At 64.5% G+C, this 22,939-nt stretch carries 26 protein-coding genes; 20 read left to right on the forward strand and 6 right to left on the reverse strand.

The window, feature by feature from the left end:
* Positions 1–969, forward strand: a complete 969-nt coding sequence (locus tag AO057_RS09635; RefSeq protein WP_057675422.1) for a Bug family tripartite tricarboxylate transporter substrate binding protein — start codon at positions 1–3, stop codon at positions 967–969.
* Positions 970–1,122: 153 nt separating this feature from the next.
* Here the strand turns inward: AO057_RS09635 and AO057_RS09640 are convergent, their stop codons facing one another.
* From AO057_RS09640 to AO057_RS09650, 3 genes are all read right to left on the reverse strand, one after another.
* Positions 1,123–1,977 carry a metal-dependent hydrolase gene (locus AO057_RS09640; protein WP_082605498.1) on the reverse strand — a complete coding sequence of 285 codons (855 nt, stop codon included), beginning with the start codon at positions 1,975–1,977 and terminating at the stop codon, positions 1,123–1,125.
* Between the two features lie 147 nt (positions 1,978–2,124).
* Entirely contained in the window at positions 2,125–2,967 is an 843-nt protein-coding gene (locus AO057_RS09645) for a shikimate dehydrogenase (protein WP_057675423.1), read from the reverse strand.
* Between the two features lie 12 nt (positions 2,968–2,979).
* Entirely contained in the window at positions 2,980–3,897 is a 918-nt protein-coding gene (locus AO057_RS09650) for a LysR substrate-binding domain-containing protein (protein ID WP_057675424.1), read from the reverse strand.
* A 129-nt stretch (positions 3,898–4,026) separates the two neighbouring features.
* On the opposite strand from AO057_RS09650, the gene AO057_RS09655 reads away from it, so the two are divergent.
* The 17 genes from AO057_RS09655 to AO057_RS18425 all read left to right on the forward strand — a co-directional run bounded on the left by AO057_RS09655 (position 4,027) and on the right by AO057_RS18425 (position 18,477).
* Positions 4,027–4,716, forward strand: a complete 690-nt coding sequence (locus AO057_RS09655; protein WP_205630013.1) for a substrate-binding domain-containing protein — start codon at positions 4,027–4,029, stop codon at positions 4,714–4,716.
* A 39-nt stretch (positions 4,717–4,755) separates the two neighbouring features.
* Positions 4,756–5,784, forward strand: coding sequence for an amidohydrolase family protein (locus tag AO057_RS09660; protein WP_057677244.1), 1,029 nt, complete (start codon positions 4,756–4,758; stop codon positions 5,782–5,784).
* A gap of 52 nt (positions 5,785–5,836) precedes the next feature.
* The gene (ligK, locus tag AO057_RS09665) at positions 5,837–6,529 is read left to right on the forward strand and encodes a 4-carboxy-4-hydroxy-2-oxoadipate aldolase/oxaloacetate decarboxylase (RefSeq protein ID WP_057675426.1); all 693 of its coding nucleotides are present in this window, start codon (positions 5,837–5,839) and stop codon (positions 6,527–6,529) included.
* Between the two features lie 39 nt (positions 6,530–6,568).
* Entirely contained in the window at positions 6,569–7,378 is an 810-nt protein-coding gene (locus tag AO057_RS09670; RefSeq protein ID WP_057675427.1) for a transporter substrate-binding domain-containing protein, read from the forward strand.
* A gap of 32 nt (positions 7,379–7,410) precedes the next feature.
* Positions 7,411–8,352, forward strand: coding sequence for an amidohydrolase family protein (locus AO057_RS09675; RefSeq protein ID WP_057675428.1), 942 nt, complete (start codon positions 7,411–7,413; stop codon positions 8,350–8,352).
* A 9-nt stretch (positions 8,353–8,361) separates the two neighbouring features.
* A complete protein-coding gene (ligA, locus tag AO057_RS09680) occupies positions 8,362–8,802 on the forward strand; it encodes a protocatechuate 4,5-dioxygenase subunit alpha (RefSeq protein ID WP_057675429.1) in 441 nt (146 codons plus the stop codon).
* An 11-nt stretch (positions 8,803–8,813) separates the two neighbouring features.
* Positions 8,814–9,680, forward strand: a complete 867-nt coding sequence (locus tag AO057_RS09685; RefSeq protein ID WP_057675430.1) for a class III extradiol dioxygenase subunit beta — start codon at positions 8,814–8,816, stop codon at positions 9,678–9,680.
* 9 nt (positions 9,681–9,689) lie between these two features.
* Positions 9,690–10,643: a Gfo/Idh/MocA family oxidoreductase gene (locus AO057_RS09690; protein WP_057675431.1), complete on the forward strand. Its 954-nt coding sequence runs from the start codon at positions 9,690–9,692 to the stop codon at positions 10,641–10,643.
* Positions 10,644–11,007: 364 nt separating this feature from the next.
* Complete coding sequence (locus tag AO057_RS09695; protein ID WP_057675432.1) at positions 11,008–12,012, forward strand: aldo/keto reductase; 1,005 nt, start codon at positions 11,008–11,010, stop codon at positions 12,010–12,012.
* Between the two features lies 1 nt (position 12,013).
* Positions 12,014–12,724 carry an alpha/beta fold hydrolase gene (locus AO057_RS09700; RefSeq protein ID WP_057675433.1) on the forward strand — a complete coding sequence of 237 codons (711 nt, stop codon included), beginning with the start codon at positions 12,014–12,016 and terminating at the stop codon, positions 12,722–12,724.
* 75 nt (positions 12,725–12,799) lie between these two features.
* Positions 12,800–13,150 carry a nucleotide pyrophosphohydrolase gene (locus tag AO057_RS09705; protein WP_057675434.1) on the forward strand — a complete coding sequence of 117 codons (351 nt, stop codon included), beginning with the start codon at positions 12,800–12,802 and terminating at the stop codon, positions 13,148–13,150.
* Positions 13,151–13,186: 36 nt separating this feature from the next.
* Entirely contained in the window at positions 13,187–15,619 is a 2,433-nt protein-coding gene (locus tag AO057_RS09710) for a DNA/RNA helicase domain-containing protein (RefSeq protein WP_057675435.1), read from the forward strand.
* Positions 15,620–15,630: 11 nt separating this feature from the next.
* Positions 15,631–15,804 carry a type IIL restriction-modification enzyme MmeI gene (locus AO057_RS17495; RefSeq protein WP_371258281.1) on the forward strand — a complete coding sequence of 58 codons (174 nt, stop codon included), beginning with the start codon at positions 15,631–15,633 and terminating at the stop codon, positions 15,802–15,804.
* A gap of 27 nt (positions 15,805–15,831) precedes the next feature.
* Entirely contained in the window at positions 15,832–16,656 is an 825-nt protein-coding gene (locus AO057_RS18505) for a PIN domain-containing protein (protein WP_057675436.1), read from the forward strand.
* Positions 16,657–16,816: 160 nt separating this feature from the next.
* Positions 16,817–17,497: a hypothetical protein gene (locus tag AO057_RS09720; protein ID WP_057675437.1), complete on the forward strand. Its 681-nt coding sequence runs from the start codon at positions 16,817–16,819 to the stop codon at positions 17,495–17,497.
* Positions 17,490–18,149 carry a Fic/DOC family protein gene (locus tag AO057_RS09725; protein ID WP_240480762.1) on the forward strand — a complete coding sequence of 220 codons (660 nt, stop codon included), beginning with the start codon at positions 17,490–17,492 and terminating at the stop codon, positions 18,147–18,149. Before AO057_RS09720 ends, AO057_RS09725 begins: the two co-directional genes overlap by 8 nt.
* Before the next feature lie 205 nt (positions 18,150–18,354).
* On the forward strand, positions 18,355–18,477 hold the full coding sequence (locus AO057_RS18425) for a hypothetical protein (RefSeq protein ID WP_256380090.1): 123 nt from the start codon (positions 18,355–18,357) through the stop codon (positions 18,475–18,477).
* A gap of 70 nt (positions 18,478–18,547) precedes the next feature.
* On the opposite strand, the gene AO057_RS09730 is transcribed toward AO057_RS18425, so the two are convergent.
* Together AO057_RS09730 and AO057_RS09735 are read right to left on the reverse strand one after the other, a co-directional pair.
* Positions 18,548–19,783 carry an NAD(P)/FAD-dependent oxidoreductase gene (locus tag AO057_RS09730; protein WP_156404528.1) on the reverse strand — a complete coding sequence of 412 codons (1,236 nt, stop codon included), beginning with the start codon at positions 19,781–19,783 and terminating at the stop codon, positions 18,548–18,550.
* Between the two features lie 10 nt (positions 19,784–19,793).
* The gene (locus AO057_RS09735; protein WP_057675439.1) at positions 19,794–20,699 is read right to left on the reverse strand and encodes a LysR family transcriptional regulator; all 906 of its coding nucleotides are present in this window, start codon (positions 20,697–20,699) and stop codon (positions 19,794–19,796) included.
* Positions 20,700–20,793: 94 nt separating this feature from the next.
* Between AO057_RS09735 and AO057_RS09740 the strand changes: the two genes are divergently transcribed.
* Entirely contained in the window at positions 20,794–21,147 is a 354-nt protein-coding gene (locus AO057_RS09740; RefSeq protein ID WP_057675440.1) for a protocatechuate 4,5-dioxygenase subunit alpha, read from the forward strand.
* A gap of 21 nt (positions 21,148–21,168) precedes the next feature.
* On the forward strand, positions 21,169–22,020 hold the full coding sequence (locus tag AO057_RS09745; protein ID WP_057675441.1) for a class III extradiol dioxygenase family protein: 852 nt from the start codon (positions 21,169–21,171) through the stop codon (positions 22,018–22,020).
* An 85-nt stretch (positions 22,021–22,105) separates the two neighbouring features.
* Here the strand turns inward: AO057_RS09745 and AO057_RS09750 are convergent.
* Positions 22,106–22,939: cell envelope integrity protein TolA (locus tag AO057_RS09750; RefSeq protein WP_371258268.1), on the reverse strand; the 834-nt coding region annotated here is incomplete at its 5' end.

Genomic DNA, 22,939 nt, shown 5'->3' on the forward strand with positions numbered 1-22,939 from the left:
ATGAACCTGCTGAATCGCCGCGCCCTCGTGGCCGTGCTGGCTGCAACCCTGACCTCCGCCGGCTGGGCCCAGTCCTTCCCGAGCAAGCCCCTCAAGATCATCGTCCCCTTCGGCGCCGGTGGCGTGGCCGACCTGACGGCCCGCACCGTGGGCCAGAAGCTGAGCCAGACCCTGGGCCAGCCGGTCGTGATCGAGAACAAGCCGGGTGCTGGCGGCGTGGGCGCTGCCGACACCGTGGCCAAGTCGGCACCGGATGGCTACACGCTCCTGCTGATGTCCAACGCCAGCGCCGTCACCGCCACGCTGTTCAACAAGCTGCCCTATGACACGGTGAAAGACTTCACGCCTGTCAGCACCCTGGGTTTCTTCGACATCGCGGTGGTGACCGCCACCGAATCGAAGTTCAAGACGCTGGGTGAAGTGCTGGCCTATGCCAAGGCCAATCCCGGCAAGCTGAATGTGGGCAGCATCAACATCGGCAGCACCCAGAACCTCGCAGCCGAACTGTTCAAGTCCAACTCGGGCGTGGACATGCAGATCGTGCCTTTCAACGGCACGCCAGCGGTCGTCAATGCGCTGCGTGGCGGCCAGATCGACGTGGCCGTCGAGATCGTCTCGCCCATCATGGGCCAGATCAAGGGCGGCGCCCTGCGTGCCCTGGCCATCACCGACACGACGCGTTCGGCCCTGCTGCCTGACGTGCCGACCACCAAGGAAGCGGGCCTGCCCAACTACCAGGCCTCGTCCTGGAACGCGCTGGCCGTTCCGGCGGGAACGCCCAAGGACGTGGTGGCGCGCCTGCACCGCGAGATCGCCGCTGCGATCAACGATCCCGAGGTCAGCAAGAAGCTGCGCGACCTGAACATCGAGCCCCGTGCCAGCACGCCCGAGCAGACCCAGGCCTTCCTGCAGAGCGAAATCAAGCGCTGGGGTGATGTGATCGTCAAGGCCAATATCCCCCGCCAGTAAGTGTCCGGCCTTCCGTGCCGTTTGAAGATTCGACGGCACGACGGTTAACGTCTTTACTGCACAGTCCCAAACATCAAGGCCCGTACTCGCGATCTTCCGATCGCAGGTACGGGCCCTGATGCTTCATGAGCCGGCGCGCCGGCTCCGCTGAACTCAGAAACTGAACTTCTCGCCAGGCTCCAGGGGGATCACCTTGGTGGCGGTCTGGCCCAGGGCCTCCATGTACTGCTGCGGCGTGCCGCGGTTCAGCGGATTGGTGCCGTAGTGCATGGGGATGGCAAAGCGCGGCTTGAGGAACTCCCGCGTGGCGTAGGCGGCATCAACCGGCGCGGTGGTGAAGTTGCCGCCGATGGGGATCAGCAGCACGTCAGGCTTGTAGTACTCGCCGATGAACTTCATGTCGCCGAACAGGCCCGTGTCGCCCATGTGGTAGATCTTCTGGCCGTTCTCCAGCTCGATGATGAAACCCACCGGCTCACCGCCGTAGTGCGATTCGACCTTGCCGGTCTGCGGGTTTTTCCAGGCAAAGAGCGAGGAGTGCTCGGCCTTGACCATGGTGATCTTCAGGCCCGGCACATCGGGGAAGGGCACGATCGTGCCGCTCTTGTTCATGCGCGGCGTCAGCTCGGGCGGCAGCACGCCCAGGGTGTTGAGCACCATGTTCAGGTCGCCCGGGGCGATGACCCGCGCCTTGTTCATCAGGGCCAGGTCCGGTGCGTCGGCGATGTGGTCGCCGTGGCCATGGGTGACGAGGATCAGGTCCACCTTGCCCAGCCTGGCCAGATCCTTGTACTCGGCCGGGGTCTTGGGGTTGGGCCGCAGCCAGGGGTCGGTCACGATGACCTTGCCGCTGGGCGTGGTCAGGCGGAAGGTGGACTGGCCCAGCCAGAGCAGTTCGGCCTTGGCCTGGGCAGCACCAGGCGCTGCCGGTGGCGGCGTGATGGCACAGGCGGCCAGCAGCAGGCCGCTGGCCAGCACGGTCGACAGACGGAGCAGGGGAGTGCGCATGGCTTGCCTTTCGGGTCGTTGATGTGCGGCCCAGAATAGGCGCGCCAACCGGTCCGGGCAAGTAGGGCTAACGATGGACTTCGCTGCGACGCCACGATATGCCCATCACAAATTGTGATGGGCAGGGGCTAAGAGCCTGCCAGGTTCTCAGAGCGTGGCTTCAATCAAACGCCGCAGTTCCGGCGTCACCTCGGGCGTCACGCCGAACCAGCGCGCAAAAGCCGGGCGTGCCTGGTTCAGCAGCATGCCCAGGCCGTTGACAGTGGGGTTGCCCCGCTCACGTGCAGCGGCCAGCAGCGGTGTTTCCAGCGGCACGTAGATGACGTCGCACACCAGGGCATGTCGGGGCAGCCGGGCCAGCGACAGGGTCAGCGGCTCCTGCCCCTTCATGCCCAGGCTGGTGCTGTTGACCAGCAGGGCCGCGCCTTCCAGCGCCTCTTCGCGCTGCTCCCAGGGGTAGGCGCGGATCGGCCCGCCGAATTCGGCGGCCAGGGCCTGCGCCTTGTCCAGGCTGCGGTTGCACAGACGGATTTCCTTGGCCCCGCGTTCGGCCAGCGCCACCAGGATGGCGCGCGCCGCGCCGCCCGCGCCCAGCACGGTGACGGGGCCGGCATCGGCGCGCCAGTCCGGCTGCGCGTCCAGCAGGCTCTGGATGAAACCATAGGCGTCGTTGTTGTAGCCGGCCAGCGTGCCGTCGGCTTCGACGACGATGGTGTTGATGGCGCCTATGCGTGCGGCCAGCGGGTCGATGCGGTCCATCAGTGCCATGGCCGCCACCTTGTGCGGGATGGTGATGTTGCAGCCGGCAAAGCCCAGGGCGCGCAGGCCGCGCACGGCGTCGCCCAGGCGGTCCGGCTGGACGGGCAGCAGCACGTAGCTGCCGTTGAGGCCATGCTGGCGGATCCAGTGGTTGTGGATGGCGGGTGAGCGCGAATGCGCCACCGGCCAGCCCATCACGCCGGCGAGGGTGTAGTGCTTGTCAGTTGCCATGGGTAGGTATTTTCATGCGGGTGTGGCGATCGCACCAAAGACCTCGCCGGCCACCTGCTGGATCAGCTCCAGCATGGCCTGCTGTGTCATGGTCGTGGTGCGGCCGGCTGCCGTGGCCAGTGCCAGGCGGCTGGCCAGACGGGGTTTTTCGATGGGGCGCGCCTGGTAGGCCTCGGGCCGCTGCGTGGTGGCCAGCGCGTACTTGGGCAGCACGGCATAACCGGCGCCGTCGGCCACCAGGTCCAGGATGGCGGCCACGCCGTCGATCTCCAGGCTGATGTCGGGCTTGCAGCCGATGCCGGCCATCTCGGTCTCCACCACCATGCGGATGGCGTTGGGCCGGCTGGGAATGACCAGGGGCAGGTCGCTGACTTCCTTGAGGCTGATGGGCTGCGTCGTGGCCTTGCTGCGGGGCGCTCGCGGCCCGATGAGGAACAGCTCCTCGTCCATCAGTGGCCGGGTGTTGAGCTCCGGGCTGGCCGGCGGGTTGTAGAGCAGGGCGATGTCCAGGCGCCCGGTCAGCAGGCCTTCCTGCATGGAGATCGTCAGGCCTTCGCTGATGGACAGCGCGGCACTGGGCAGGCGCTTGCGGAAGGCGCGCGTGAGCGGCACCGTCAGCATGCGGGCAATGCTGGGCGGCAGGCCCAGGGCCACGCGGCCGGCCAGGGCACCGCGCACGCGGCCCAGGTCTTCGCGCGCGCGCTCCACCTGGTGCAGGATGCCGCGGCCGTGCTCCAGCAGCAGCTTGCCGGCGTCGGTGGTGGTGACGCCGCGGCCATTGCGCAGCAGCAGGTTCTGCCGCAGCTCCACTTCCAGCAGGCGCACCTGGCGGCTGAGCGCCGGCTGGGCGATGTTGAGCACCCCGGCGGCACGCGTGAAACTGCCCAGTTCGGCCACGCGCACGAAATATTCGAGTTGTTTCAGGTCCATGGTTTGCGGGATAGCTTGCCATCGATTATGCCGAAATGAGATACCTGCTAGAAACCGCTCCGCCTTGGCACAGCGGGGCAGGGTGGCCACAATCGCTGTCTGTTCTTATCAATTCCCGGTCCCTCTTCCATGAGCGTTCCTATCCTGGGTATTTCCTCCATGGCCACCCGCCAGGTGCTGGCCGAGCTGGTCGACGCCTACCAGCAGCACGCAGGCCAACGCGTGACCATCGAGTCGGTGGGCGGCGTGGATGCGGCCAGGCGCGTGGCGGCCGGCGAGGCCTTCGACGTGGTGATCCTGGCCTCCGACGCGATCGACAAGCTCATCGCTGCCGGCCATGTGCTGGCCGGCAGCAAGGTGGACCTGGTGCATTCGGGCGTGGCCGTCGCAGTGCGCACGGGGGCTCCAAAGCCCGATATCTCCAGCGAAGACGCGGTACGCCAGGCCATCCTGGCGGCGCGCAACATCAGCTACTCCACCGGCCCCAGCGGCGTGGCCCTGGCGAAATTGTTCGAGCGCTGGGGCATAACCGAGCAGATCAAGGACCGCATCGTGACCCCGCCGCCGGGCATCCCGGTAGGCAGCCTGGTGGCCCGTGGCGAGGTGGCGCTGGGTTTTCAGCAGCTCAGCGAAATGCTGAACCTCGAAGGCCTCAGCGTGCTGGGCCCGTTGCCGCCGGCTATCCAGATCACCACCACCTTTTCGGCCGGCGTTTGCGCCAGCAGCCAGCAGGCCGAAGCCGTGCGCGCCATGCTGGCCTACATGGCCTCGCCCGCAGCCGCCGAGGCCAAGCGCCGCCAGGGCATGGACCCGGCCTGAACCGAATCTGAATCCCAGGAGACCGATATGAAAAAACCCATGATCATCGACATCCACGGCCACTACACCACCGCCCCCAAGGCGCTGGAGAACTGGCGCAACCAGCAGATCGCCGGCATCAAGGACCCGGCCCTGATGCCCAAAGTGGCCGACCTCAAGATCAGCGACGACGAGCTGCGCGAGTCCATCGAGACCAACCAGCTCAGGCTGATGAAGGAGCGCGGCTCCGACCTCACCATCTTCAGCCCGCGCGCCAGCTTCATGGCCCACCACATCGGCGACTTCAATGTCTCGTCCACCTGGGCCGCCATCTGCAACGAGCTCTGCTACCGCGTCTCGCAGCTCTTCCCCGACTCCTTCGTGCCCGCGGCCATGCTGCCCCAGTCGCCCGGTGTCGATCCCAAGACCTGCATCCCCGAGCTGGAGAAGTGCGTCCAGCAATATGGCAACGTCGGCATCAACCTGAACCCGGACCCGAGCGGCGGCCACTGGACCAGCCCGCCGCTGACCGACAAGCAGTGGTACCCCATCTACGAAAAGATGGTCGAGTACGACATCCCGGCCATGATCCACGTCTCCACCAGCTGCAACGCCTGCTTCCACACCACGGGCGCGCACTACCTGAACGCCGACACCACGGCCGTCATGCAGCTGATTCAGGGTGACCTGTTCAAGGACTTCCCCACGCTGAAGTTCATCATCCCGCACGGCGGCGGCGCGGCGCCCTACCACTGGGGCCGTTTCCGCGGCCTGGCCCAGGAGATGAAAAAACCCCTGCTGAGCGAGCACCTGCTCAAGAACATCTATTTCGACACCTGCGTCTACCACCAGCCTGGCATCGATCTGCTGACCCGCGTGATTCCGGTGGACAACATCCTGTTCGCCTCCGAGATGATCGGCGCCGTGCGCGGCATCGACCCCGAGACCGGTGCCTACTACGACGACACCAAGCGTTACGTGCAGGCCACGCCGCACCTCAACGAGGAGCAGCGTTTCAAGGTCTACGAGGGCAATGCGCGCCGCGTGTTCTCGCGCCTGGATGCGCAGCTCAAGGCCAAGGGCAAGTGAAGCGGCCTGCGAGTCACCCCACGATCCATCACCGACACCAAGAGGAAACACCATGAGCGTCAACGCACCCCTGGGCATCGTCAAGCGCAACATCGTGCGCGCCGATGCCGCCGCTGTCGAAAAAATGGGCCAGTACGGTGTGGCCACCGTGCACGAGGCCCAGGGCCGCATCGGCCTGATGCAGACCTATATGCGCCCCATCTATTCCGGCGCCCGGATCGCCGGCCCGGCCGTCACGGTGCTGCTGCACCCCGGTGACAACTGGATGCTGCACGTGGTGGCCGAGCAGATCAAACCCGGCGATATCGTCGTGGCGGCGCTCTCCTCGCCCAACACCGATGGCTTCTTCGGCGACCTGCTGGCGACTTCCTTCAAGGCGCGCGGCGCACGCGGCCTGATCATCGACGGCGGCTGCCGCGACATCGCCGAGCTCAAGTCCATGGACTTCCCCGTCTGGAGCCGCGCCATCAGCGCCAAGGGCACCATCAAGGCCACCCTGGGCTCGGTGAACATCCCCGTGGTCTGCGCGGGCATGATCGTGAACCCGGGTGACGCCATCGTGGCCGACGACGACGGCGTGGTCGTCGTCAACGCCGCCGATGCACAGAAGGTGGCCGATGCCGCCGCGGCCCGCGAGTCCTTCGAGGGCGAGAAGCGCGCCAAGCTGGCGTCCGGCGTGCTGGGCCTGGACATGTACAAGTTCCGCGAGCCGCTGGAAAAGCTGGGCCTGAAGTACATCGACTAAGCTGGCCGTCCATTCACGCACCACACGAGGGGACCTGTCATGAACATGCTGCGCAGAAGCTGCTTCCTGGGCCTGCTGGCCGCGGTCACGCTGCTGGCCGGCTGTGCCGTCACGCCGCCCCCGGCGCCCACGCCCCAGGCGCGCGCCGCACTGGCGCCCGATGGCAAGCTGCGCGTCGGTGTCTACTCGGGCAGCCCGACCTCGATGGTGACGGACAAGAACGGCAAGCTCACGGGTGTGGCCTACGAGCTGGGGCGCGAACTCGCGCGCTGGCTGAACGTGCCGCTGGAGCTGGTGGAATACAAGCGCATCGCCGAGGTGCTCGAAGCCATGAAAAACGGCGAGGTGGACTTCACCTTCACCAATGCCACCGAGGCGCGCGCCCGTGACATGAACTTCACCCTGCCCCTGGTTAGCCTGGAGCTGGGCTATCTGGTGCCGGCCGGCAGCCCGCTGCAAAGTGCCACCGAGATCGACCGCGCCGGCATCCAGGTCGGTGTCAGCCAGGGCAGCACTTCCCAGGGTGTGCTCACGCGCAGCTACAAGCAGGCCCAGGTGGTGCCGCAGCCCACCCTCAAGGCCGCCTCCGAGCAGCTGGCCGCGCGCAAGATCGATGCCTTCGCCACCAACAAGGGCATCCTGTACGAAATGGCCGATGGCTTGCCCGGCGCGCGCGTGCTGGACGGCCGCTGGGGTCTGGAGAACCTGGCCATCGCCACGCCCAAGGGGCGCGAGGCCGGCCTGTCCTACCTGAGCAGCTTCGCCTTGACCGTGCGCCGTGACGGCACCCTGCAATCGGCCATAGCTCGCGCCGGCCTGCGCGGCACGGTCGAACCAGCCATGCGCTGAATAAATTAAATCAAGAATCATCCGAGAGAACCATGAGCAAACCCACCACAGGCCCCTTCGAGAAAACCACCGGCTGGATGGACTGGTACACCGGCCCCAGCAAGCCGCGCTTCACGCTGCCCGCGGGCGCGGTGGACGCGCACTGCCACGTCTTCGGCCCCGGCGCCGAATTCCCCTACGCGCCCGAGCGCAAGTACACCCCCTGCGACGCCAGCAAGGCGCAGCTCTTCGCCCTGCGCGACCACCTGGGTTTTGCGCGCAACGTCATCGTGCAGGCCACCTGCCACGGTGCCGACAACCGCGCCCTGGTCGACGCCTGCCAGTCGTCCAACGGCAAGGCGCGCGGCGTGGCCACCGTCCGCCGCAGCGTGACCGATGAGGAACTGCAGAAGCTGCACGCCGCCGGCGTGCGCGGTGTGCGCTTCAACTTCGTCAAGCGCCTGGTGGACTTCACGCCCAAGGATGAGCTGCTGGAGATCGCCGGCCGCATCAACAAGCTGGGCTGGCACGTGGTGATCTACTTCGAAGCGGTGGACCTGCCCGAGCTGTGGGACTTCTTCACCGCCCTGCCCACCACGGTGGTGGTGGACCACATGGGCCGCCCCGACGTGAGCAAGCCCGTGGACGGGCCCGAGTTCGCGCTCTTCCTCAAGTTCATGCGCGAGCACAAGAACGTGTGGAGCAAGGTCAGCTGCCCCGAACGCCTGTCGGTGGCCGGCCCCAAAGCCCTCAACGGCGAGCAGAATGCGTATCGCGATGTGATCCCGTTTGCCCAGCGCATCGTGCGGGAGTTCCCGGACCGCGTGCTCTGGGGCACCGACTGGCCGCACCCCAACCTGAAGGACCACATGCCCGACGACGGCCTGCTGGTCGACTTCATCCCCCACATCGCGCCGACGGCCGAGTTGCAGCGCAAGCTGCTGGTGGACAATCCGATGCGCCTGTATTGGCCTGAAGAAGTCGTCGTGAAGTAAGGAACCACCATGTCACTCGAAAAACCCTATCTGGACGTGCCCGGCACGACCATCTTCGACGCCGAGCAGAGCCGCAAGGGCTACTGGCTCAACCAGTTCTGCATGAGCCTGATGAAGGCCGAGAACCGCGAACGCTTCAAGGCCGACCAGCGCAAGGTCCTGGACGAGTGGCCCATGACGGAAGAGCAGAAGCAGGCCGTGCTGGCAGCTGACCTCAACAAGGCCATCTCCCTGGGCGGCAACATCTATTTCCTGGCCAAGCTGGGCGCCACGCACGGCAAGAGCTTCCAGCAGATGGCGGGCTCCATGACCGGCATGACGGAAGAGGAGTACCGCGACATGATGCTCAAGGGCGGCCGCTCCGCCGAAGGCAACCGCTACACCGGCGAGAACGGCACGGCCCAGCCGCAGAACCAGCCGCAAGGCCACGGCACCGGCAAGCTTCTCTGAAAGATATTGATATGGCCAAGATCACCGCATCCGTCTACACCTCGCATGTGCCCGCCATCGGCGCGGCCATCGACCTGGGCAAGACCACCGAACCCTACTGGCAGCCCCTGTTCAAGGGCTACGAGCCTACCAAGCAGTGGTTCAAGGACAACAAGCCCGACGTCATCTTCCTCGTCTACAACGACCACGCCACGGCTTTCAGCCTGGAGATGATCCCCACCTTCGCCATCGGTACCGCCGCCGAATACCAGCCGGCCGACGAAGGCTGGGGCCACCGCCCCGTGCCCATGGTCAAGGGCCACCCCGAGCTGGCCGCGCACATCGCGCAGTCCGTCATCCAGCAGGACTTCGACCTCACCATCGTCAACAAGATGGACGTGGACCACGGCCTGACCGTGCCGCTGTCCCTGGTCTGCGGCACGCCGTCCCAGGACAAGTTCGAGTGGCCCTGCCCGGTGATCCCCTTCGCCGTGAACGTGGTGCAGTACCCCGTGCCCAGCGGCCGCCGTTGTTTCGAACTCGGCAAGGCCATCCGCCGCGCCGTCGAGTCTTTTGACAAACCGCTCAACGTGCAGATCTGGGGTACCGGCGGCATGAGCCACCAGCTGCAGGGCCCGCGTGCCGGCCTGATCAACAAGGAATGGGACAACGCCTTCCTCGACGAGATGATTGCCAGCCCCGACACCCTGGCCAGCAAGCCGCACATCGACTACGTGCGCGAAGCCGGCAGCGAAGGCATCGAACTCGTGATGTGGCTCATCGCCCGCGGCGCCATGGCCGACACGGCCGGCGGCAAGGCGCCCAAGGTCGCGCACCGCTTCTACCATGTGCCCGCGTCCAACACGGCTGTGGGCAACCTGATTCTGGAAAATCAATAAGGAACCGCCATGACCATCAAAGTCGCACTCGCCGGCGCCGGTGCCTTCGGCATCAAGCACCTGGACGGCATCAAGAACATCAAGGACGTGGAAGTCGTCTCGCTGATCAGCCGCGATATCGAGAAAACGAAGGAAGTGGCCGACAAGTACGGCATCAAGCACGTCACCACCGATCTGGCCGACAGCCTCAAGCTCAAGGAAGTGGACGCCGTCATCCTGTGCACGCCCACGCAGATGCACGCGGCGCAAACCAAGGCCTGCCTGCAGGCCGGCAAGCACGTGCAGGTGGAGATTCCCCTGTGCGACGTGCTGAAGGAGGGCGAGGAAGTCGTCGCCCTGCAGAAGAAGGCCGGCCTGGTGGCCATGTGCGGCCACACCCGCCGTTTCAACCCCAGCCACCAGTACGTGCACAAGAAGATCAAGGTCGGTGAGTTCAACATCCAGCAGATGGACGTGCAGACCTACTTCTTCCGCCGCACGAACATGAATGCCCTGGGCCAGGCCCGCAGCTGGACCGACCACCTGCTGTGGCACCACGCCGCCCATACCGTGGACCTGTTTGCCTACCAGGCCGGCAGCCCCATCGTGAAGGCCAACGCCGTCCAGGGCCCCATCCATCCCGTGCTGGGCATCGCCATGGACATGAGCATCCAGCTCAAGGCCGCCAACGGTGCCATCTGCACGCTGAGCCTGTCCTTCAACAACGACGGCCCGCTGGGCACCTTCTTCCGCTACATCGGCGACACGGCCACCTACCTGGCCCGTTACGACGACCTGTTCAATGGCAAGGAAGAGAAGATCGACGTGAGCAAGGTCGATGTCTCCATGAACGGCATCGAGCTGCAGGACCGCGAGTTCTTCGCCGCCATCCGCGAAGGCCGTGAGCCCAATTCCAGTCTGGCGCAGGTGCTGCCTTGTTACCAGGTGCTGCATCAGCTGGAGCAGCAGCTGAACGCAGGCTGATCCGCTACCATCGGTCGATGACCGCGGGGAAGGCCTACATGGCTTTTGTCACGCGCGTTCGAGTCCAAAACGGGATGATTTGACCGCCAAGACCACGCAGCGTGTGCTGCAGCACACGCAAGGGGTTTGGTGGGCAAAGGGCCCGTTTTGGTTCGAACCCGTAGGGGCGTGGTTTTGCGGGCGATCCGCGGCGTTGCAAAACCAGGCAAGCCGTCCAGGCTTGCCTTGGGTTTTGCGCCTTGCGGCTCATCCCGCAAAAACCACGCCGCGCGCGACAAAAGCCATGTAGGCCTTCCCTACGGGTCGGATCACTCGCCATTGGCGACGTGCTCTGGCCCCTTTTCACGTCTCACGAGGAAGAACCATGCAGACCCGCAAGATCGGCCCCTTCAACGTCTCCGCCCTCAGCCTGGGCTGCATGAGCCTGAGCTATGCCTACGGCGTGCCGCCCGCGCCCGAGCACAGCGAGCGTGTGCTGCTCAGCGCGCTGGACGCCGGCGTCACCCTGTTCGACACCGCCGCGCTCTACGGCTTTGGCGCCAACGAAACCCTGGTGGGCCGTGTACTCAAGGCCCACCGCAGCAAGATCACCCTGGCCAGCAAGGGCGGCATGGCCGGCGTGGACCTGGCCGGCGACGGCAAGCTGGTGCGCGTGATCGACGGACGGCCCGAGGCCATCCGTCGTGACTGCGAGGCCAGCCTGCGCCGCCTGGGCACCGACGTCATCGACCTCTATTACCTGCACCGCTACGACAAGAAGGTCCCCGTCGAGGACAGCGTGGGCGAGCTCTCGCGCCTGGTCGAGCGCGGCCATGTGCGCACCATCGGCCTGTCCGAAGTGTCGGCCGCCACCGTGCGCAAGGCCCACGCTGTGCACCCCATCGCTGCCGTGCAGACCGAGTACTCGCTCTGGACACGTAACCCCGAGATTGCGGTGCTAGCCACCTGCCGCGAGATCGGCGCCGCCTTCGTCGCCTTCAGCCCGGTGGCGCGTGGCTTTCTCAGCGGCAAGCTGCGCGATGTGGGCACACTGGACGCGAAGGACATACGTCACGGCATGCCGCGCTTCGAGCCGGCCAACTACGCGGGCAACCTCAAGCTGCTGCCGGCTTACGAGGCCCTGGCGCAGGAAGCCGGTTGCACCCCGGCCCAGCTGGCCCTGGCCTGGCTGCTGCACAAGGCGCCGCACATCGTCCCGCTCTTCGGCACCACCAGCCTGGAGCATCTGGCCGAAAACCTGGCCGCTGCCGACGTCAAGCTCAGCCCGGCGCTGATGGCCAAGGCCGAGGCCGTGGTCAACCAGCAGACCGTGGTGGGCAATCGCTACAGCGAACAAAGCAACCGCGAAGTCGATACGGAAGTGTTCTGAAATGTCTACCACCCTCATGCTCCTGCCTGGCCTCAACTGCGATGCCGCCGTCTGGGCCCCGCAGGTCGCAGCCCTCCAGGGCCAGGCGAATTGCGTCATCCCCGCCTGGGGCCTACGCGACTCGCTCCCCGCCATGGCCCAGCAAGTGCTGGACGAGGCACCCACGGAACGCTTTTGCGTTGCCGGCCACTCCATGGGCGGCCGCGTGGCGCTGGAAGTCATGCGCCTGGCGCCGCAGCGTGTGGAACGCCTGGCCCTGCTGGATACGGGTACGCACCCTCTGGCGGCCGGTGAAGCGGGAGAGAAGGAGAAAGCCGGGCGCATGGCCCTGCTCAAGATCGCGCAGGCGCAGGGCATGCGTGTCATGGCCCAGGAGTGGGCCAAGGGCATGGTGCACCCGGACCGCATCGGCGGCCCTATCTTCGAAGAAGTGCTGGCCATGTTCGAGCGCGGCAGCGCCGCCCAGTACGCCGCGCAGATCAACGCACTGCTGAACCGCTTCGATGCCGCCCCGCTGCTGCCGGGCATCACCTGCCCCACGCTGGTCCTGACGGGCCGCCAGGACGCCTGGAGCGGCCCAGCCCAGCACGAGGCCATGGCCGCCGCCATCCCCGGCGCGCAGTTGGTCATCGTGGAAAACAGCGGCCACATGACGACCATGGAGCAGCCGCAGGCGGTGAGTGCGGCGCTGGCGGACTGGCTGCGGCGCTGACGCCGCTACGCCACGGATCAGGGTTTGCCCTGCCGAGGGCTGAGCGTCGGCCCTTGCTCCCCTAGAATGGCTCGCATGAGCAGCGACCTCCAGCCTTTGATCTTGGCCCTTCGTGATTTTGCGAAGGAGCGTGATTGGGAGCAATTTCATTCACCAAAGAATTTGGCTGCGGCACTCTCCGTCGAAGCTGCTGAATTGTTGGAGCACTTCCAGTGGTTGACGGAGGAGCAAAGCAGGAGCCTTACGGACGGCAAAAAAGGTGAGGTCGCCCAGGAGCTGGCCGACGTATTCCTTTACCTGCTGCAGCTCAGCGACAAGCTGGGCGTAGATTTGCTGGACGCGGCGCGTGCCAAGCTGATTGCGAATGGTCAGAAATACCCGGCTGATCGAGCACGCGGTTCCAGCAAGAAGTACACCGAAATCTAGTCGCCTGCTACTTAGTTAATAACTGGTGAAGCTCAAGTGATCGTTTACCAAGCGACCAAATCAGAGTTTTTGCATCAAGTCCATCACACGGATATCGAGGAGTTTCTCCAGGACGCGTTTGCACGCAAGCTGGGGCGGCATGTTGGAGCGTCCGAGGTCCGGTCTTGGCAGTCGTCGCTCCAATCGATGGCCAGGGTTCTCAACGATGATGAAATCCCGGGCGATGCTGGCGTTGCCATTGAGTACAACATCCCCCAGACGGGCAAGCGTGTCGACTTCATTCTGACGGGGCGCAGTGCAGATCGATCACCCAATGTGATCATTGTTGAACTCAAGCAATGGGAGTCGGCCCAGCTGACTGAGAAGGATGGCGTGGTCATTACCTATCTCGGGCGGGGATTGCAGGAGGTCAGTCATCCGTCGTATCAGGCCTGGTCCTATGCCGCTTTGCTCGAGGGTTTCAACGAGGCAGTGCATGAAGGCGGCTTGGTGCTTCAGCCTTGCGCCTATCTCCACAACTACAAGCCGGATGCCGTGATCCGGCACGACTGGTATGCGCCGTATATCGAACGCGCCCCGGTTTTCCTGAAAGGTGAGAGCGAGCGCCAGAAGCTGAGGGACTTCATCAAGCGTCATGTGAAGTATGGGGATGATGCGGACCTGCTCTACAAGATTGAGAATGGCCGCATACGTCCGTCCAAGATGCTGGCGGACAGTCTGGTCAAGATGCTCAAGGGCCAGCCCGAGTTTGTGTTGATCGACGACCAGAAGGTGGTTTACGAAACCGCGATGGCCATGGCGAGACGGGCAGTCAGCGGGAAAAAGAAGGTGTTGATCGTAGAGGGTGGGCCGGGAACGGGAAAATCGGTGTTGGCAATCAACCTGCTCGCCGCTTTGACCAAGAATGGGCAGAACTGCCGATATGTCTCCAAGAACGCTGCGCCGCGTTCGGTGTACCAGAGCAAACTGACCGGGCACTTCCGCGCGACACACATTTCCAATCTGTTCTCCGGTTCAGGGGCCTTTGTTGAAACAGAGGCTGACGCATTCGACACATTGATCGTGGATGAGGCGCATCGGCTGAATGAGAAATCCGGGCTGTATGAGAACCTCGGTGAAAACCAGATCAAGGAAATCCTCAGCGCTGCCAAGTGCGCCATCTTTTTCATCGATGAGGATCAGCGGGTGACGCTGAAGGACATCGGTGGGACCGATGCGATCAAGGCCTGGGCAAAAGCCTCTGGAGCCGAGATCGAAGTCATGGAGTTGGCGTCCCAGTTTCGCTGCAATGGGTCGGATGGTTATCTGGCCTGGCTGGACAACACGCTGGCAGTTCGTGAGACAGCCAACCCGTTCCTGGAGGAGGGCGCCTTCGACTTCAGGGTTTTCGATTCACCATCCGAGTTGCACGCCGTCATTGCCGAGAAAAACAAGCTCAACAACAAGGCCAGAGTGGTCGCCGGCTACTGCTGGGACTGGAACAGCAAGAAGAATCCCGAAGCCTACGATGTCGTGATTCCGGAGCATGGCTATCGCAAGCGTTGGAACTTGACCAGGGACGGCAGCCTGTGGATCGTTGCGCCCGGCTCGATCGACGAAGTCGGTTGCATCCACACGTGCCAAGGCCTGGAAGTGGACTACATCGGTGTGATCGTCGGTGACGATTTTATTGTGCGGAGCGGTAAGGTCGTCTGTCAGCCCGACAAGCGCTCCTCTGCCGACCGATCCATTCGTGGGTGGAAGACCCTGATGAAGTCGCAGGCCGTCGAGGCACAAAGCCGACTGGATCTGATCATCAAGAACACCTACCGGACTTTGATGACGCGGGGCATGAAGGGCTGTTATATCTACTGCACCGACAAGGAGACGGCGGGCTTCTTTCGTTCGCGAATCGTCTCCGTGCAGGCCACTCCCGCTCCGGCCGAAAGCCGTATTCCTTCTATCGAAGCAAAGCAGGGCGAGCACATCGTCCTGCCTTTCAAGCACGTGGATCGCAAGCACGTCAAACCGTTCAAGAACGCGGTGCCTTTAGTTGACCTGAAGTTGGCGGCAGGTCTATTCAGTGATGTGCAGTCATTCGACATCAACGATGCCGAGTGGATCGAATTGCCGGATATCTACCGTCCTCAGCCGGGTATGTTTGTCGCCCAGGTCATCGGCGAATCCATGAGTCGGCGGATTCCCAACGGCAGCTGGTGCCTGTTCCGAGCCAACCCTCAAGGCACACGCGCGGGGAAGGTCGTTGTGGCTCAACACCGGTCAATTTCGGACCCTGACCTGGGTGGGGCTTACACCGTCAAGGTTTACTCCAGTGAAAAGGAGCGAACGAGCGATGGCGGGTGGCGGCATGTCCGCGTGGAGCTTGCGCCGGATAGCAACGATTCTGTGTTCAAACCCATTGTGTTTGGTCCTGAGTCTGCTGATGCGGTGCAGGTGATCGCCGAAATGATTGCGGTGCTGGATGTTTAGCGATCTGGAGAATCCACCAGAAACTCGACGCCGCCGTGGACAAGGCCTACGAGGCCAGCGGCGGCAAGAAGAGCTACAAGAGCGACGCCGAGCGCGTGGCCTTCCTGTTCGATCTGTACCAGAAGTACACCAGCCTGCTGCCGACGACGCCAACCAGGAAAGTACGCGCGGCCAAAGCCAAATAGTCAAAACGAAGTAGGGGAGGTGCGGTCATGAAAGAACAACACGTTCTGCTGGACTACGAAAACGTACAACCCACGCTGGAGCAGCTGGCCAAGCTGTCGCCCGGCTTCACGGATGTCTGGCTGTTCTATGGCCCGCACCAGGCCAAGCCGGCGCAGCAATTGGCGGCTACCCATGAGCGGGTGACGCCGGTGCCCCGATCCGGCAAAGGCCCCAACGCACTGGATTTCCACCTTTCGTTCTACCTGGGCTATGTGGCAGCCAGGCACCCGGACGCACAGCTGGTGGTGATCGCCAATGACCAGGGCTACGACCCCATGATCGAGCACGCGTCCAAGGTGCTGGGTTTTCACGTGAAGCGCGTGGGCTTCAAGTCCGGCAAAGCTCCCGTGGCGACGAAGGCAGCCCCGGCCAAGAAAGCGGCTGCGGCCAAGGGGCCTGCACCCGCCAAGAAGGTCGCCGGAACAAAGGCCGTTGCGCAGAAAGCACCCGTCAAGAAAACGCCGGCCAGGAAGGCGGCTACTGCCAAGGCGGTGACGCCTGCAGTCCCGGTCAAGCAGGCGCCGGCCAAGAAGGCATCGGCAAAGAAGGCCGCAGCCAAAGCCCCAACACCAGCCAAGAAGGCTACCTCGCCCAGATCAGTGGTGACCTCTGAAGCCAAAACGTTCGACCGCATCAAGAAGGGCCTGGCCAAGATGGGCGACAAGCGGCCGCACAAGCTCAAGCCTTTCCTGCGGCATCTGGAATCCATGCTGGGCCAAGCCAGCACCCCGGCGGCGCTGGAGGCACTGGTCAGGAAGTTGGCGCAACAGAACGTGGTGCACATCGCGGGCGATCTGGTGCTGTACAGCTGAGCCGGCAGGGTGGGCACTTCCGGCATGACAAGCAGGGCACACGCTGGGGCGGGGGGGCTTGGGCTGACTTGCGCAAGGGATACAGCTGGCGGGAGGCGCTTGCATAGTCGTCCTATTTGATATAGATTCTGTATTCGTGATTTGCGAATAAAGAATTTAAATGCAGCTCAAACCGCAAGACTTCCTGGTGGCACTCAAGCTGGTTGCCCTGGGTGCCCAGCGCTGGACGTATGCACGCCTGGCGCATGAGCTGGGGCTGAGCGCCTCGGAGGCGCACGCCTGCGTCAGGCGGGGGCTGCAGGCGGGTTTGCTGCTGCCCAACCGCGAGTTGCCGCCGCAGCCTGCGCAAGCGGGCGCCGCGGCCGCGCTCGCTGCGCACGAGCCCATGGGCATTTACCGGGTCACTCGCAAAAGGGCGCGTCGCGCCGCCGTGGCCGATGGCGATGCCGTGGCCGACAACGCCGTGCGCCCGCATGCGCACAACCTGGCCGAATTCGCTTTGCACGGCGCCAAATACGCTTTCCCTGGGGTGCGGCTGCCGCTGGCTGTGGGCGTGCCCACCAGCCACAGTGCGCCCGCCTTTGCAGGGGTGTTTGCGCCGGGGAGCACAGATTTTGTATGGCCACACCCCAATGGCTCGGTGCGCGGTGTGGGGGTGGAGCCGCTGCACCCGTCCGTACCCTTTGCGGCCATGCAAGACGCCAGGCTGTACGAAATGTTGGCCCTGTTCGATGCCTTGCGGGTGGGCAAGGCGCGTGAGCGCGGCATGGCGCTGGAGCGTTTACAGGCGCTGATCGACCCGGATGCGCTCCTGCCCAACAAGGAGGAAGCGCGTGGCTAGCAAAACGCGATACGACGCTACGGGGATTCAATCGGAAACCGAGCCGGGCTCAAGAGGGCGAGTGCTGCGTAACCTGCTGGGAATTACGCGGGTTACAGACATCAAGCAGGCGGAGTCGCAAGCGCTGCTGCTCGCACAGGCGGAGGCGGTTCAACGCTACGGGGATGACCAGCGTTTCACAGTTGCAGATATTTGCGATTTGCACAGGCTGTGGCTGGGGCCGGTCTATGCATGGGCCGGTGAGTTCCGAGCCTTGAATATGGGCAAAGGCGGCTTCCAGTTTGCCCATGCACCGCTGATCCAAGGGCTGATGGCAGAGATGGAACGAGGGGCATTGAGCCAATTTACCCCATGTTTAGCAGCAGCGGATGCACACATCGCACGTGCACTTGCCGTCGTCCATGCGGAGCTGATTCTGATACACCCGTTTCGCGATGGGAACGGCCGGGTGGCGCGTTTGCTGGCTGTATTGATGGGGCTGCAGGCTGGCTTGCCGCCGTTGAATTTCTCGGCCCTGGACGGGCGAGGTCATGCCGCATACATTGCCAGCATTCACGCAGCCATGGCGCGAAACTACGTACCGCTGGCGGTTATCTTTGAACGAGTTATTTCGCAGACTTGGAAGCAGTACGCAGCTTCCAGTGCGCAGTAAAGGAGCGCGCGTCGGTAATGTCAGTATCTCTCACCGCACGCTCGAAAGGCTGGCGAATTCCTTCGATGCCGGAAGACGTTCTTGCAGAGACAATCAGGCCAGCTTTGGCTTTGACTTGGTCCCGCAGGTGCCGGTTGGATAGTGCCAGTTTCATGCTGCCGATTTTACCTTTCACAGGCGTTTGGCGCCATCATTTTTCTGCTTCATGAACGTCACCACCAACACCCTGGTTCAGAAGCTATGGAACCCCTGCAAGGTGCTGTGCGCTTTCGTGGCGGTCGGGGACTTGCATGCTGAGCGACTCGGCGCCGAGGGTGTCGCCACTTGAATTCGTGATCGGCCCGTCAGCTGGGCCTCACCTCGAAGCTTGATCTTCAATGCTGGCGGTGAAGATCGCCTTACTTCGGCACCAGCCCGTTCAAATCAAACCCCGCATCCCCCGCCTGCTGCGGCGTGGGCGATATCCCCGCATCCATGAGCTTGCGCACCAGCAGGTGCTCCTTGGGGCTGTTGACGTTCTCGATGGCGATCAGCTTGTCGCCCTTGTAGTGGAAGAGGCAAAAGGCGCCGCTGGCCATGTCGCCACGCAACACGTGTTGGTCGGCGCCGGCGGACAGGCCCGCCATCTGCAGTTTCTTGTCGTACTGGTCGCTCCAGAACCAGGGCGTGGCGGTGAAGGGGCGTTCCTGGCCCAGCAGGGCGGCGGCGGCGCTCTTGGCCTGTTCGGTGGCGTTCTGCACGGACTCCAGGCGGATGAGGCTGCCGTCAGCCAGGCGGCGCGCGGTGCAGTCGCCGGCGGCGGTGATGGCCGGGTCGCTGGTGCGGCCGCAGGCGTCGACCACGATGCCGCGCTCGCACTCCAGCCCGGCGGCGCGTGCCAGCTCGTCGTTGGCGTTCACGCCGATGCCGATCAGCACCAGGCCAGCGGGATACACGGTGCCGTCATTCAAACGCACGCCGGTCACGCTGTTGCTGGTGTCATGTTCGACGGCGGCGATCTGTGCACCCAGCACCAGTTGCACGCCGTGGCTGCGGTGCAGTTCGGCGTACCAGTCCGACAGCACGGGTTGCAGCACGCGGCCCAGCAGGCGCGGCGCGGCTTCCAGCACGGTGACGGTCAGGCCTTTTTTGCGCGCGGTGGCGGCCACTTCCAAGCCGATGAAACCGCCGCCGATGACGACCAGGGGCAGGTTCTTCTCCAGACACTGAGCCATGCGCTGGGCGATGGCGTCGGCGTCGTCGCGCGTGCGCAGGGCCAGCACGCCCTGTGCGGTGCTGCCGGGTAGGGGCAGCGTGCGGGGCGTGGCGCCGGTGGCCAGCAGCAGGCCGCCGTAGGGCAGGGTGCTGCCGTCGGCCAGTGTCACGGTCTTGGCGGCGCGGTTGATGGCCGTGGCCTTGCTGCCGGTGCGCAGTTCGATGTTTTTGCTGGCCAGCATCTCGGGTGTGCGCATGGGCAGGCGTGAGGCATCCATCTCGCCGGCCAGCCAGGCCTTGGAGAGTGGGGGGCGGTGGTAGGGGCCGTGGGGTTCGTCGCCTAAGAGGGTGAGGGGGCCGGTGTAGCCGCCGCTGCGCAGGGCTTCGGCGGCCATGATGGCGGCCTGGCCGGCGCCGATGATGAGGATGGGAGCGTTCATGCCCGCCATCTTAGTGGGCCAGCGCCGGCGCCACCACGGCCTCCAGCTGCGCGCGCAGCCAGCGGTGCGCGGCGTCCTGCTGGTAGCGCGCATGCCAGATGGCATACATGGGGTTGCTGGGGCAGCTCACGGGGGGCGGGCAGCTGGCCAGGCCGGTGAAGGTCTGGCGTGCCAGCAGGCCGGGCACGGTGGCCAGCAGCGCGGTGCCGCGCAGGAACGGGGGCAGGGCGCTGAAGGTGGGGACCATGATGGCGAAACGGCGGTGCAGGCCCTTGCCGGCGAGGTGTTGGTCCAGGTCCAGGCTGCGGCGGGGTTCGTAGACCACGGTGGCGTGGTCGGCGGCCAGATAGTCGGCTTCGTCGCGCGGGGCCGCGCGCATGGAGGCGTCGTAGAAGACGCGGTACTGGTCTTCGAACAGGCGCTTTTGCACGATGTCGCTGCCCTCGGGCGGGCGCGGGCTGATGACGAGCTGGCACTCGTCGTTGCGCAGCATGTCCAGCCGCGGGATGGCCGAGGGGATGATGCGTAGCGCCACGCCCGGCGCGCTGAGCCGCAGGCGCGCGGCCAGGGCGGGCAGCAGCAGGTCGCGCTGGAAGTCGTTGGCGGCGATGGTGTAGGTGGCCTGCCAGCGGGCCGGGTCGAAATCCACGCTGTGGGCGAAGTGCTGCAGCTGGCGCAAGAGCTCACGTGCCTCGGCCGCCAGTTCCTCGGCCCGGGCCGTGGCCACGATGCCGCGCCCGCTTTTGACGAAGAGCGGGTCACCGGTGATGGCGCGCAGCTTGTCCAGCAGGTGGCTCACGGCGGACTGGGTCACGCCCAGGCGCTGGGCCGCGCCGGTGACCGAACCGGCCTCCACCACGGCCAGCAAAAGCCGCAGCAAATGGCCGTCCAGGTCCAAATGATCGAATTTACTCATGAGTCATATCTTGATCCATGTATTTATCTTGGTCAATGGCTCCGGAATACTGGCCCCCATACCGTTTTGACCCCCGTCAACCCAGGAGACCTGAATGACCACCTGCAGCCAAGAAAAGCCGATTCCCGGCACCACGCTGTTTGACGCGAATCAAGCCCGCAAGGGTTATGCGCTCAACAAGATGTGCTTTTCCTTCAACTCGGAAGAGAACCGCAAGGCCTTTCAGGCCGACGAGGAGGGCTATATGCGCAAGTACGGCCTGAACGAGCAGCAGGCCGCCGCCATCCGCGCGCGTAACGTGCTGCAGCTGATCGCGGCGGGCGGCAACGCCTATTACCTGGCCAAGTTCGCCGGGATCTTCAAGCTGGACATGCAGGACATCGGCGCACAGCAGACCGGCATGACAAAAGAAGCCTTCCGGGCCAAGCTGGTCGCGGCCGGCCAATAAGAAAACTCAGGAGTAACGAACATGGCAAAACTCATCGGTGGCCTCGGCACCTCGCATATTCCCGCCATCGGCGGTGCCATCCATAAGGGCCTGCAGAACGAGCCCTACTGGAAACCTTTCTTCGACGGCTTTCCGCCCATCCGCGAATGGCTGGCGAAGAACAAGCCCGATGTGGTGGTGATGTTCTACAACGACCACGGCCTGAACTTCTTCCTCGACAAGATGCCCACCTTCGCGGTCGGCGCCGCGCCCGAATACAACAACGCCGACGAGGGCTGGGGCATTCCCACGCTGCCGCCCTTCAAGGGCGAGCTGGATCTATCCTGGCACATCATCAACACGCTGGTCGAGAAGGAGTTCGACGTGGTGACCTGCCAGGAGATGCTGGTGGACCACGCCTGCACGCTGCCGCTCAAGCTGTTCTGGCCCGAGGGCGATTGCCCGGTGACGGTGGTGCCGGTCTGCATCAACACCGTGCAGTTCCCGCTGCCCAGTGCCAAACGCTGTTATGCCCTGGGCAAGGCCGTGGGCGAAGCCATCAAGTCCTGGGACAGCAGCAAGAAGGTGGCGGTGATCGCCTCCGGCGGCCTGAGCCACCAGCTCGACGGCGAGCGCGCCGGTTTCATCAACAAGGCCTTCGACCTGCAGTTCCTCGACAGCCTGGTCTCCAACCCCGAATGGGCCACGCAGTTCAGCGTGCACGAGCTGGTGGAGAAGACCGGGACCCAGGGCGTGGAGCTGCTGATGTGGCTGGCCATGCGCGGCGCCCTGGCGGCGGCCGGCGGCTCCAGCGTGCGCCGGGTGACGGGCAATTACCACATCCCGATTTCCAACACGGCCACCGCGGCGCTGGCGCTGGAGACGGTGGATTGAATCGATCCGATTGAGTGTCACCTCGTGCCGTTGAATGACGGCTTGGGCGCCCCGGCAGATTGCGGGGCGCTTTTTTATTCCGGCCTCAGTCTTTCGGGCGGAAGATGATGGTCATGGGCGAGGGCACTATGCCCTCTTCGTTGCGCGGTAAGGTATCTGTCTTGTCGATGGCCTTGAGCACGGCCTCGTCCCAGTTGGGGATGCCGCTGCTCTTGACCAGCTTGCGACCGACGATGGTGCCGTCGGGTGAGGTGCGCACTTCCACCTCGGCGCTGGGATTGGTGGCCAGTTCGTCCGGGAAGACGATGTTGGGCTTGATGCGCGCGCGGATGCGGCCCGCGTAGCTGGACGAGATGCCGCCGGCAGATTTCTGGGCGTTGCCGGTGGTCGTGGGCGCACCCGTGGCACCGGCCAGGCCGGCCATGCGCTTGAGGTTTTCATCGCGGCGCTGCTTGGCTTCGGCTTCTTCCTTGCGCTTGGCTTCGAGTTCCTTCTTTTTCTTTTCCTCGGCCAGTTTCTTCTCGCGCTCCTGCCGCTCACGTTCCTTTTCACGCGCGAGTTTTTCCTTCTCCAGCCGCGCCTGCTCCAGTTTTTCCTTGGCCTGGCGTTCCTTCTCGCGGGCCAGGGCGATGTCGGCCTCGCTCTGGCGCGGCTCTTCAACTTTGGGCGGTGGCGGGGGCGCGGGCTCGGGTGTCGGTTCGGGTTCGACCAGGGGTGGGGCCGCCTGCTGGGGGACCGCCGACCAGAGCTCGGCTTCGACCGACAGGCTGGTGTCGCTGCGGCGCCAGTTCACCCCCCAGGTCAGCGCGGCCAGCAGCAGGCCGTGGATCAGCAGGGCCAGGCCGTAGGCGCGCAACAGGCCCTGGCGCGGGGCCGGGTTGTTGAACTCGAAGCGGCTGGGGGGGGGGGTGCGGGGCGG

The sequence above is a fragment of the Curvibacter sp. PAE-UM genome, assembly GCF_001432305.1.
GTDB lineage: Bacteria > Pseudomonadota > Gammaproteobacteria > Burkholderiales > Burkholderiaceae_C > Hylemonella.